The organism is Psychrobacter sp. M4 (genome assembly GCF_055699795.1).
Genome location: NZ_CM146740.1, coordinates 413033 through 425601 on the forward strand (window position 1 = coordinate 413033; position 12569 = coordinate 425601).

Here is a 12569-nt window from a genome sequence, read left to right on the forward strand (position 1 = left end):
TTTTGATTCAACTGTATAAGAGAGGTTAGATGAATAATCGTAAGCGCGTTGGTATTATTAGCGCTTTAATAGGACTAATAGCCCTAATCGTATGGTTAAATGCCGGTACCTCTACGTCCGTTATCAATTGGCCAGTGGAGGCTTATTTGGGCGCAGTATTTACCATTGGCTGGTTAACTGGCGTTCCTGATTGGTTAGCTTATCTGCTAGCGGTCTTGTTATTTGTTCTGGTTATTGTAGTTTGCTATAAGCTAGGTAGCTGGCTTTATGGATTAGTTTTCAAATAAATTATTATCAAACAAAATCGCTATAGAATAAAAGTAATGGCAGAATTAATAGATATATTCACGCAAAAGCAGCAACGTATTAATGATTTTGTGCGCCGTGCCAACACGTTATTGCCTACTGATAACCCGCTATATTTTGATGGTCATTTTATTACCGGACAGACCGATCATCCTGATATCTTATTTATCGGGATCAATCCGGGGCATCGTGATTGGGATAATATTGAGGGTCGCCTTGCTAATACGCATCTAGTTCTCTATCAGCAGCAGCCCTGCAAGTATATCGCTGCGGCGGCTATGGGTAATCGCTTTGCTCGGCGGGTCATTGATGTAGTCTGCGATGGCGAGGTAAGCCGGCTTAGGAGCTGCGCTGAAACTAGTTTATTATCCTACTTTGCCAGTCCTACTGAGCGGGTAGTCAAAGCGCAGCTCAAGCAGTTGCCCAAAGAGATGCAGGTTGAACACAGGCAGTTAACGCAGTTACCTGTTAAGCAAATCAATCCTAGACATATTGTCTGTATTGGCTGGCGTACTTTTGATGAATTTCTAATTCGCTACGTGCAAGGTTTTAAAGACACTAGCCGATCACTACCGACTAAAAAGCTGCCTATTTGTATGCAAGGCATTGATAAAATGATGGATTATTATACTAAGATTGAATGGAACGGTATCATCGTTCATGGAGTTCGGCACTTTTCAACGCCGCTTAGCCGCGCCATGTTAGATGATATGAACGCTATTTTCCAAGACGTTTGGGCAAGCATTGATTGCGATCGAACTATAAGTAAATCATCAAAGTAAAATAATAAGCATGAACACAGATAAATAAAGGTAAAGCCTTAAACACCATACGCTGTAGTACCAGTAACTATCCAATAAGGTTACTGGTCTGCCACAGAGCTACTATGATTTAGAAATCTGCATGGTTTGAATAGAGGTAAACTCCTTAAGCCCCGTCTCGCCAAACTCTACCCCAAACCCTGAGTCTTTTACGCCGCCAAATGGGGCGTCCGGTTGAATCATCGCATGATTGTTGATCCAAACCGTACCGCATTCCAAACGCGCGGCAATGCTTTGCGCTTTTTCTAGATCTTTTGACCATACCGAGCCACCAAGACCCACTTGCAATCGATTGGCGCTAGCAATGGCTTCCTCGACATCAGTAAATTTAATAATCGGCAGGATAGGGCCAAACTGCTCTTCATCGACCAATCTTGCGCCATCATCGATATTGTTGACAAGCGTTATGGGATAAAAGTAGCCTGTCTCATCGGTAGCTTCACCGCCACATAAGAAGTTTGCTCCGCGCTCTTTGGCATCCTGCGCAAGGGTTTTTACGATATCGAGCTGTTGTTTGTTTTGTAGAGGGCCAAAGTCAGTATCTTCATCAAAACCGTTGCCCGTCTTCATACTGCGAGCCATGTTAGCTAAAGCGTCACAAAGCTCATCGTGCACAGACTCATGGACATAGAGCCGTTTTAGAGCGGCGCAAGTTTGGCCATTATTAATAAAAGAGGTTGCAAATATCTTTGGTGCACACGCTTCAATATCAGCATCTGCTAAGACGATACCCGCGTCATTACCGCCAAGCTCAAGCGTCAAGCGGGTTAAATTATCAGCCGCGCTTTTCATAATGGCTTTGCCTGTGGGCGTGGAGCCAGTAAATACAATTTTATCGATATCTTCATGCGATGTCATCGCCGCACCGATATCGCCTTCACCAGTTACTACGTTTAGCACACCAGCGGGCAAAATATCTTTTGCGATTTCAGCAAAGCGTAATACCGTCAATGGCGTCATCTCAGAGGGCTTCATGACCACCGTATTGCCTGTTAGCAAAGCAGGAATGATGTGCCAAATGCCTATCAATAAAGGGTAATTCCACGGCGTGATAGAGCCGACAACCCCAAGTGGCTTACGATGTAGCTCTATTCGTGCCGTCTCATTATCTTGAATGGTTTCAGGCGTTAACTCCATACTGGCAGTAGCACGAATCCATGCTAATGTCCCGCCAAATTCAAACCCTGCTCCCAAATCAGCGAAGCCTTTTGTTGGCTTGCCTTGCTCCTTGGTCAAAAGGGTCATCAGCTCCTCACCGTTGGCTTCAACTGCATCAGCAAGCTGCATGAGCAGGTCTCGGCGCTGGGCGTAAGTTAGTGCCGACCAAGCAGGGAACGCCGCTTTAGCCGCAGCGACAGCGTCGTTTAATTGCTCAGTAGTGGCCTTTGGCGCACGCGCGATGACAGATTTATCGGCAGGATTGATCACCTCAAAGTGATCGGTAGTGGCAACGCTTTCGCCGTTGATCATTAAGTTAAACTCTTCCATAGTAGGCACTCTTATAGTTAAAACTCTGTGAAAAGAGGATAGATAATGGCTGCATCAGCAGCGCATTATCTTCTATTTATTGGCTCATCTTTATCTTTTACGGCTATTTTTCATTTTTACTTATCATCGTCACTTTGATTCGTATTTAACGAAGGCGTCTCATTAAAGAAGTTCCACGGTTTTAGCAGCACATTTACCCATTCGGTTGGCATGATAGGCCACTCTTCAGCGCGGGCAATATGGGTAGTTCCTGTGGTCAACCACACGACTAAATCCTTGTTATGGATATTTTCATTATCGGCTGTAAACGTACCTAGTCCCGTATCTTTGTCTGAGCGGTTGGGATAAGTGCCTTCTGGGTACAGCTCATTTGGATCGTAATTAGTTACCCAAATTTGCTTATCCATAAAGTTAAGACGATTAAATAGCCATTCATCATCAGCAAAATTAGCGCCTTTGGCAATAGGATGGGTACCACCTGCAAAGGGAATCATTTGATAAGACACCGGATTACCCATTTTATTCTCTTTGCTGGCATTACTAATGAGACGTACAGAGGCCGGGTCAAAGTTTTCTGTAGCCGCTGATTCTGTCAAGACCGTAGTTTCACGAGTGCCCATAGCACTGGTACGTGGACCACCGCGCGTGTTTTCTTCTATTACCGAGTCTATACGGTTAATATGATTGGTCTTGCCATCGACATCCATATCTAAGCGAAAGTTGTAGATATGCTGGTGCGTGGGGCCGACAATATTATGATCAATCAAGGTGCCAAAGCGTGTATCTTCTTTAGCTGTCGGATCATGCATGGTTTTGGCAAGCACGCTTTTGGCCGCCTCGATACCAGTGGCACCGGCGTCAATACCAATCGTGCCATTGGGCTCAAATACCCAGTCAAAGATATAATCATAGTTACCTATGGTACTAATCCAGCGTACCACCAGCTCACGGCGCTCAGTACTGACGTTTTTTTGTCCCATTTCTTGATGTTTAAATTCAGGACCCGCGTAACGCTCAAATACGGCAATAGCGTTAGGGATAGTGTAGGGATTGCCTTCATAATCTGGCAGCACGGCATCAAGAAGTACCGCATTCTCCGGCGCATCAACATTCTTCTCTAGTGGCGAGGTTAGGGTGCCCATGCCATACTCACCAGAATCTAGATAAGACTTAAAGTACCAACCCATGTCAGGATCACCATAAGGCACCACCATACCGCCTAAGTTACCTTGATACATGATCTTGCGATCCACGCCTTTATCATTAAAAGTAACTGTGCTCAGCTGCAAGCCGGTGCGGCTATCAAGGCCAATATGGAATTTCCAATCGTGCCATTCAACATCGCGGCCGGTAATGGTGTAGTTTTTGCCTTCAGGTTCAATGACTCTTAGCGGTTTACTGGTAATTATGTCTTGATCGCGGCCATCAATCGGGCGCGGGGTCATCGGTATAGGAATAATGCTACCTTCCTCTATTTTGATAATTTTGCGCTCATCTAAATCGACAACGGCCACTAAGTTTTCGATAGGATGCGCCCAATAGTTACCATCACCAACATCTAAATAAGACACTATTTTGAGCACGCGTAGCTGCTGATCTAGATTGTCTTTTCCACCAAAATAGCCAACTGTTAAAGGGGTGCCGACGACTTTTGACACATCGTTAACACCGCGTTTTTTTAGGGCTGCAGCGTACTCTGGACTAGATTGAATAATCTCTTGCACGGCTATGAAGTCGTCTAGCAGTACCATACCAAAGGTGTTCTCTAGTACCTTCCAGCTAGTCAGCGTATTTTTGTTTAAGTTTGCTTCTCCTTCAACGACCGTATTGCCTTTTAAAATAGTAAAAGTAGCTACGCGGTCGCCTGTATAAGGCGCTTTTTCAGTTACACTTTTCCAAACTTTGTCTTTATCAGGCTGCTTTAAGCGAATATCAGAGAAGCGTAAGTTGGTTTCAGTAGGTTTGGCCTTATTGATAATAGCAACCGTTTGTTTAATCTCATCACTGCTTAAAACATTAAGGGGATGCGGATTTTGTTCTATCTTAAACGTTTGATCAAGGTTTGATTGCAAAAGCTCATTGGCCAAGGTGTCAGGTACTAACGCTTGACCGTCTTTAACCACTAGCGGATTAGTAATGGCTAGTGCTTGACCATTGACCATAGCAGTGCGGCTATTGGGTTTGATCTGTACGCGAGTGGAGTTTTTGGTGATGGTATACACATCAACGTAGCTGTCATATTCAACGTCTGCACCTGCTGTCATCATGGCATCGTTAAGCGGAACCATATCCACACTGCCGCCATGTGCCAAAGCTTGACTGCTATAAATAAGCATCAAACTGCCAGCTAGAGTGGTCAAGATAGATTTACCGATACTACTAGAAACTGACTTACTGAAGTCAGACGCGTGTTTTTGCTTAAAAGAGAGGTTGGACTGAAAGCGTTTCATATATGATTTCCTTATCATTTAAGAGGTAGAGATAACCCACAAGTTTAGTCAATCACTTATCCAAGCAATTGAAGTTATAGGTCAGTTCTAAGACAAATTCCGTTTTGTATCAGTATCAGACCAATATAACAATAGTTAAGCTATAGGACAATCACTTATTTAACAAACTAAAAGGCAGAAGGCTATATAAATTAGCAATCATGTTAGCAATCATGGTAGAGGTTGCTTTTGATCATTTAATCTTTATATATATTAAACATTAAGTCTGTATAAGTTAGGATTTTTAACCTATTAAAGGTGGATAAAGTTTAAAAAAGGATAGCCATATGAATATCTTTAAGCAAGACAATGCTAAGATAAAAGACGATAGCGGTGAAGCGATTGAAGATATTTTAGAAAATAACTTGGTTAAGATAGCACCCCGTCATCCAGAGAGTCGGCTTAAGCCAGAGTGGTTATTTTTGTATGAAAAGTTGCCTTCTAGTCAATGGTACGATACCGACTATGCTCATAAAACCGCTAGCTGGCTTGGGGTGCATCGCAGTATACGCAGACGTCAACAGGTTTTAGAGCAGCTGAGCGCCGAGTATCAAATGGGCGCGCTGAATTGGTCAAACTATCGCGTGCAGATACTACCGCGTATTGAGGAGCATGTTTTCAAATTGCACCAGCACCATAGTATTGAGGATAGAAGATATTTTCCTAGTTTCGTCGATGCCTACCCGCAACTAAAATCTGGCTTCGAGATACTAGAGCGCGACCATAAGCGTTTAGATGGATTGCTCAATGAGTTGCAAACGCTCAATAACACCCTAGCCATGAGCGTAGAAGAAGATAGGACACTGGCTGAGCACTTGCACCATACTTTGCTTGCCGCCAGCGATGTGCTTGCCAGTCATTTAAGCGATGAAGAGGATTTAGTCATTCCTATTTTGGGCTTGCGTCAAGATGAAAAAAACAGCTTTTTATAAGGCGACATGCAACTGATCTAGCACCGCTTGAATGCCATACTCTTCAATCGTACCAGTTACAAAATCTGCGCGCTCAATCAGGGCTGGCTGCCCATCTCCCATAGCGACGGCATAGCCGACTAAGTCAAACATCTCAAGATCATTCATACCATCACCAAAGGCCATACATTCCTTGGCATCGACGCCATAGTACTCACAAACATCAAGAATACCACGCGCTTTTGAGGCATCAATCGGCAAAATGTCCGCGCCTGTATTATGCCAATGTACCAGTTTAAGAGCATAGCTAGCAAAATCAATGTTTTGCATTTTATCAATCTGATTGTTGAAAAATACCGAGCACTGATAGACTTGATTGCTTTGATAATAGTAAGGGTCAACGATGGAGTTTGGCGTGCGCGCATTAAACTCTCGCAGACGCTCATTTTCGCCCGACCAAGCAATGTGGGTAGCTGAGTCAAACTTATGAATAAGCTCGCTAGTTTGGCACAGCTCTACGATCTTCGTTGTCTGTGGTTCTGTTAAAGGATAGTGGCTGATTCTGTCCTTGGTATTAAAGCTATATTGACCATTCATACAGATGATAGCGTCCAGCACATCAGCTTCAAGTAGCGCTAAAATATCGGGCGGCAGTATCGCTTTTGAGCGTCCTGTAGAGATGATAAGTTTGATATCCGTCTTAGCCAGTGCTTCAAGCGTCGCTTGATTGTGCTTAGCGATAATACCTTTACGACTTAGCGTATCGTCAATATCAAAAAAGATAATTTTTGGCGTTGGGATATCGCTTGTGGTTAATGCGCCGCTCGCCTTAAATTCGGTAAACATAATTGTCCTTTAGTTTTTATATTCTATTATTGAGCTCTTTTTGCACAAAAACAAGGTCAAAACTCTGATCTGGCGGATAAAGTCTTCTAGTGAGTTTAGCGAAATATCGTACTCTTTACCAATTTCAGGTACCTGCGTAACCCCTTACTTAAGGGTGAATCGTCCGGTATTGAACATGGGCGTTGGCATACTATAATACAAAACATGTTATTTGTTAGACGGTACGGCGGTTGAGTATGTCACTAAAAACCATAAGATTGTTTTTTAATCGAATGACTATATATAAACTACATAGATAATAACTATATATTAGTAATATTAATAAATTAGACTAACGAATTATAGTTATTGACAATAAAAACTAGGACGTCTCAATGACCGATTCTGCTCAAAATAACCCTAGCCAACAAGACCTAGATGACGATCTTTTTAGCGTCGCCCCGCGCCATCCTGATAGCCGCCTCGAGAGTGATTGGCTGTTTTTATACGAGAAATTGCCACCTGAGCAATGGTTTGGCGCGGACTACGCCTATAAGACTTCAGGCTGGCTTAAGGTACATACCAATATTCGTAAACGCCAACGTATCCTTACCCAAATCAGCGAAGCCTATCATAATGGTGATATGGACTGGGCGGAATACCGCTCGCAAATCCTTAAACGCATCAATATGCACGTGCTTAAACTGCATCAGCACCACGGGGTAGAGGACGACGGGTTCTTCCCTGAGTTTGTCAGTATGTACCCCAAGCTCGCGCCTGCTTTTGAGATATTAGGGCATGACCACGAGTATCTTAACGAGCTGCTTGATACCTTACAGGCACAGAATGATCAGCTGGCAAGAAGTGACACCGAGGACAAAGCACTGGCCGAAGAGCTACATAAAACGCTAGTCGCGGTGACCGATTTACTGCAGCAGCATCTCACTGATGAAGAGGATTTGGTGATTCCTATTTTGGGGCTGCGGCAGAGTTAGGGTTTGGTTTTCGGCGGTGAAAATTATCCTTAGTAGCTTCTCCCGCCTTACGCTTGTATCTGCTCACCCACGCGAGGCGAGGGCTACGGTTTGGGGTGTCTCCTGCTCTGCGAGCCACCCCAAAACCTAGCCCTCACAACTCGCCCAGCTCAGCAGGATACCGCTACAGTCGGGGCTAGCGGCAAGCTTATGTGCTTGCGACTATTGGTCGTGGTTAATGGTTTATGATTTGAAAAAGGTAGAGGATACATTAGATTAATGTTATCGATGTGTGTGGAACACACTACACTAAAAAAATTAACTAAAAATTGCTGAAATTAGTTTTGTACTACCATAAAAAATTACTAGAAATACAACTGCTATCATTACATAATAAAGATGTTTTTGCTTTTCTATTAAGCTATTAATTTGCTTCTTATCTTTAATCCATTGTTCTTTTAGACTAGATGGGATCTTGCCATCCTCTTCAAACTGCTCAACTTGTTTCTTAATATTACTAAGAACCTCATCTTGTACAGTTAAGGCAAAATAACAAATAGTAGCGTAAGCAATCAGTGCAAGTGCAATAATAATTTGACTACCATTATCGACTTCGATTTGATTACTTTTTAGAATGGCTGGTATTGCTGCAGCGATGGGTAAAGCTAGAACCTGAGATAGTACTTTTGACATACTATCATTGATTCGGCTTATGAATTTTTCACTATTTTCTTCAAGTTTTTTGACAAATTTTTCGTATTTAAAATCTTCAAGATATAAGTCATATTGTGAGTAAATTGACTTATTCAAACTTCTGATATCTTGAATAACATCCAGTAAGTGTAAAGACTCCTGACTAGAATTATTACTTTTAAGTACAGATGCTAATATGGATTTTTTCTCTTTATTATGTTTACTAGTTTTGTCATCGTTAAGCCAATTACAAAACTCGTCAATAATCTTAGCTGTGCTGTGATCCATGTCAATAACTAAGTTTATAATATCATTTATTCGATTAGAAATATCGTAACTTAATTCAAAAGTATGCTTACTATAAAAAATTAGCTTTTTATTAGCTAGACCGTAGGCTGGGCTTTTAGCCCAGCATTTAAATGCTATAAATATCTTATAGGCATAATCTATGCGATCTTATATCAGAGATAAGACTAAAGGAGGCACTTACTTTCTGACCATGAATCTAGCAAATCGTAAAAGTGAGCTGCTTACAAAGCACATCAATGAATTTCGCTACGCATATCAGTTGACCAAACAAAACCACGATTTTGAGCTTCATGCCATGATATTACTACCCGATCATGTACATATGCTCATTACTTTAGCAGAAAATAGCGATAACTATGCTGTCATAATTTCTAGTATAAAAACGCATTTTTCTCGCCAAATAAAAAGATCAAATAATGAAGTCATTAGCCATTCTAGAAGCAAAAAGCGTGAACGCGGTATTTGGCAGCGGCGGTTTTGGGAACATAGAATTAGAGACGAGTTAGATTATCAGCGCCATATGGATTATATTCATTACAACGCGGTCAAACATGGTTATGTCGCGCGTCCTTCCGATTGGCAATATTCAACGTTTCAAAGGTGCGTAGAAAAAGGGTTTTGTCCGCTTGATTGGGGTGGGGTAGGTGTTGATGTGATTGAAATTGATTATGATTGATTGTTGATTTGAGAGTTATTTTTTTGGCGTAGTTTTGCTGGGCTAAAAGCCCAGCCTACGCTTACTAGCTTTCATAAACGAGTACAAAGACTACTTAATGGGCACGGTCATAAGCTTTTATTTTTACCACCATACAGCCCTGATCTGAACCCTATCGAGAACAAATGGGCTCAAGTGAAGTTTCTACGCCAAGGCTGGATGGAAAATGATTTATCTAAATTGTTTTATGATATTTGCCCTGATCATAACAATTTTATTTTGAACTGACTATAGAAGAAAAAAACCGCATAGTACTCTACCTCGATACCAGAAATATCTGAGGTTATTTCAAAGTCATCAAGTTCAACAATTTTACTCATAAGTCTAGCCTAAGATAAGTAGTTAACAAGCACAGGCTGGGCTTTTAACCCAGCTTTCTAAAAATTAAATAAATAAACCCAAACTACCCAACCGCAACCCCAGTCACATTTTGAAAGCCCCTCGGCAACTGTCCACCACGATTACCACGACTGCCTTTATAATTCGCCAAATCCATCGGCTTTAAGGTCACATGACGTTTGCCCGCGGTAATAACCAAACTGTCTTGCAAGCTTAGCGGGGTGATAGCTAATACTTCCTCATCGTCTTTTAAGGTAATCATTTTATTGCCTTTACCGCGCGCTTGTTCAGGTAAATCATCCAATGCAAATATCAGTAAGTAGCCTGCATTGGTGACGACGGCGACGTGATCAGGATTGTTTCTTACCACGTTATCTTCGTTACTGGCATCTGTATTGGCGTCGATACGAGCTACTGGCAGCAGCTTACTATCAGCGCTAAGGTTGATGATATTCTTGCCTGATTTTTGGTTGGTGTCGAGGTTGCCCAGTCTATTGATAAAGCCATAACCATTGGAGCTGGCAAGGATAATACGCTGATCATTATTACCTGTTAATAGCTGCTCAAAGCTAGCACCTGCTGGCGGTTTTAACACGCTAGTTAATGGATCGCCTTGACCACGCGCAGAGGCGAGATTATGCGCATCGATACTATAGCTGCGTCCGGTACTATCAAGCACGTATATTTTTTCATTCGATTTACCGCGCACGTAGGCTTGATAGCTATCACCTGATCGATAGCTCATGCCAGGGGCGTCGACATCGTGACCTTTGGCAGCACGTATCCAGCCCGCTTTTGAGAGTATTGCCGTGATTGGTTCGCTGGGGACAAGATCGGACTCCTTTAAGGCTTGCGCTTCTTCGCGTTCTGCTAATGGCGACATACGCTCGTTACCATGCTCCTTCATATCAGCGCTGAGCTCATCAATGATGAGATTGGTCAAACTCTCTGGATTATCCAGATATTCTTGTAAGGTGGCACGCTCTGTGGCTAATTCGTCTTGCTCGCTTTTAAGCTCAATCTCCTCAAGCTTAGCAAGTTGGCGCAAGCGAATATCTAAGATAGCATTGGCTTGAATCTCAGTAAGGTCATAATTCTGCATCAAAGTGGCTTTAGGATCGTCTTCTTCGCGGATGATACGAATGACCTCGTCAATGTGCAAATAGGCAATCAGTAACCCTGCCAAGATGTGCAAGCGCTTATCAATTTTATTGAGGCGGAACTGGACGCGGCGGGTGACTACTGAGCGCCGGCAGACTAGCCATTCTTCTAAAATCTCTTTGAGGTTCTTGACTTGCGGCTTACCGTTGAGGCCAATCATATTCATATTGACACGATAATTGCTCTCAAGATCGGTGCTGGCAAACAAATGACTCATCACGCGCTCGACGTCGACGCGCGTTGATTTGAGCTCCAAGACAATACGGCAAGCGTTTTCGTGATCGGATTCGTCATGGATATCAACGATCCAAGGCAGTTTTTTGTCCATCATCAGCTTGGCGATTTGCTCTTGGATTTTATTACCGGAGACTTGATAAGGCAGCGCATTGATAATGACGAGATTTTTTTCTTTCGGATCAACATAAAAGGTCGCACGCATTTTATAGCTGCCACGGCCAGTCTCATAGATGGCTTGCAGATCTTTTTTGCTGGTGATGATCTCAGCAGGCGTCGGCAGATCAGGCGCAGGTATCGACTGCGTAAGCTGTTTGACCGATAAATCCGGGTTTTTAAGCAAACGAATAGCGGCGCGTACCACTTCATTGAGATTATGCGGCGGAATATCGGTTGCCATACCGACCGCAATACCTGTGGTGCCATTGAGTAAAATATTAGGCAGACGCGCCGGCAAAGTGACCGGCTCTTGCATGGTGCCATCGAAGTTGTCCTGCCAATCAACGGTACCTTGGCCAAGTTCGCTTAGCAAGGTATTGGCATAGGCGGACATCTTGGCTTCGGTATAGCGCATAGCGGCAAAAGATTTGGGATCATCAGGACTACCCCAATTGCCTTGCCCTGTGATGAGCGGATAGCGATAACTAAACGGCTGCGCCATCAGCACCATGGCCTCATAGCAAGCGCTGTCACCATGCGGATGGTATTTACCCAGCACGTCACCGACGGTACGCGCTGACTTTTTGGCCTTGGCGGTAGATTTCAGTCCAAGCTCGCTCATGGCATAGACGATACGGCGCTGCACCGGTTTGAGACCGTCGGCAATATTGGGCAGCGCGCGATCCATGATGACGTACATGGCGTAGTTAAGGTAGGCTTGTTCGGTGAACTCAGCAACGGAGCGCGTGTCCATTACATCATCGGATAGTAGTACATTATCAATAGTATCGGGCATAGAAGTATTTTCGCTTATAAAGTCTGATAAATATGAGTCGTTAGATAAGAAAATAGGATAGCGCTATCGTAAAGGATATTGCGGCAATTAAAAAGGTTTATAGCATAATAGACGACAAGGTGTGACGTATCACTGATGGTAGAGGCTTAGACAGATTACGCCATACCAAAAACAATGGTAGTTTAATGAACCATTCGCTACTGGTTAGAGTTATTAAACGTGAATAAGACAAAAATTCGTTTGGAATCTAAGTTCGATATACTATAATTATTGTAAACAAAGAAACAATATAGTAACAATAAAAACTGATAAAAGTTAATGTATGCTAAAGAAATAATATAAGAAAACA

10 protein-coding genes and 1 pseudogene are annotated in these 12569 nt (G+C 42.9%); 6 read left to right on the plus strand and 5 right to left on the minus strand.

Annotation, left to right across the window (positions count from 1 at the left end; genetic code table 11):
* The first annotated feature begins 29 nt into the window (after nt 1-29).
* The gene (locus tag ACR63N_RS01750) at nt 30-287 is read left to right on the plus strand and encodes a hypothetical protein (protein ID WP_367105130.1); all 258 of its coding nucleotides are present in this window, start codon (nt 30-32) and stop codon (nt 285-287) included.
* Between the two features lie 36 nt (nt 288-323).
* A complete protein-coding gene (locus ACR63N_RS01755; RefSeq protein ID WP_367106228.1) occupies nt 324-1088 on the plus strand; it encodes a hypothetical protein in 765 nt (254 codons plus the stop codon).
* 102 nt (nt 1089-1190) lie between these two features.
* Here the strand turns inward: ACR63N_RS01755 and ACR63N_RS01760 are convergent, their stop codons facing one another.
* A complete protein-coding gene (locus ACR63N_RS01760; RefSeq protein WP_367106229.1) occupies nt 1191-2615 on the minus strand; it encodes an aldehyde dehydrogenase family protein in 1425 nt (474 codons plus the stop codon).
* Between the two features lie 116 nt (nt 2616-2731).
* Nucleotides 2732-5065: a primary-amine oxidase gene (gene tynA, locus ACR63N_RS01765; RefSeq protein WP_472782372.1), complete on the minus strand. Its 2334-nt coding sequence runs from the start codon at nt 5063-5065 to the stop codon at nt 2732-2734.
* A 326-nt stretch (nt 5066-5391) separates the two neighbouring features.
* Here tynA and ACR63N_RS01770 point away from each other — a divergent pair, with 326 nt between their 5' ends.
* Nucleotides 5392-6036, plus strand: coding sequence for a hemerythrin domain-containing protein (locus tag ACR63N_RS01770; protein ID WP_472782373.1), 645 nt, complete (start codon nt 5392-5394; stop codon nt 6034-6036).
* Here ACR63N_RS01770 and ACR63N_RS01775 read toward each other — a convergent pair.
* Complete coding sequence (locus ACR63N_RS01775; protein WP_367108962.1) at nt 6031-6861, minus strand: Cof-type HAD-IIB family hydrolase; 831 nt, start codon at nt 6859-6861, stop codon at nt 6031-6033. The genes ACR63N_RS01770 and ACR63N_RS01775 overlap by 6 nt on opposite strands.
* A 374-nt stretch (nt 6862-7235) precedes the next feature.
* On the opposite strand from ACR63N_RS01775, the gene ACR63N_RS01780 reads away from it, so the two are divergent.
* Nucleotides 7236-7835: a hemerythrin domain-containing protein gene (locus ACR63N_RS01780; RefSeq protein ID WP_472782374.1), complete on the plus strand. Its 600-nt coding sequence runs from the start codon at nt 7236-7238 to the stop codon at nt 7833-7835.
* A gap of 297 nt (nt 7836-8132) precedes the next feature.
* Here ACR63N_RS01780 and ACR63N_RS01785 read toward each other — a convergent pair whose 3' ends face one another.
* Nucleotides 8133-8795 carry a hypothetical protein gene (locus tag ACR63N_RS01785; RefSeq protein ID WP_367106234.1) on the minus strand — a complete coding sequence of 221 codons (663 nt, stop codon included), beginning with the start codon at nt 8793-8795 and terminating at the stop codon, nt 8133-8135.
* A 160-nt stretch (nt 8796-8955) separates the two neighbouring features.
* Here ACR63N_RS01785 and ACR63N_RS01790 point away from each other — a divergent pair, with 160 nt between their 5' ends.
* Nucleotides 8956-9492 carry an REP-associated tyrosine transposase gene (locus tag ACR63N_RS01790; protein WP_367106235.1) on the plus strand — a complete coding sequence of 179 codons (537 nt, stop codon included), beginning with the start codon at nt 8956-8958 and terminating at the stop codon, nt 9490-9492.
* Between the two features lie 123 nt (nt 9493-9615).
* Nucleotides 9616-9759, plus strand: a pseudogene (locus ACR63N_RS01795) (hypothetical protein); the annotation flags it as partial.
* Between the two features lie 175 nt (nt 9760-9934).
* On the opposite strand, the gene parC reads toward ACR63N_RS01795, so the two are convergent.
* The gene (parC, locus tag ACR63N_RS01800; RefSeq protein ID WP_367106236.1) at nt 9935-12220 is read right to left on the minus strand and encodes a DNA topoisomerase IV subunit A; all 2286 of its coding nucleotides are present in this window, start codon (nt 12218-12220) and stop codon (nt 9935-9937) included.
* Nucleotides 12221-12569: the final 349 nt, after the last annotated feature.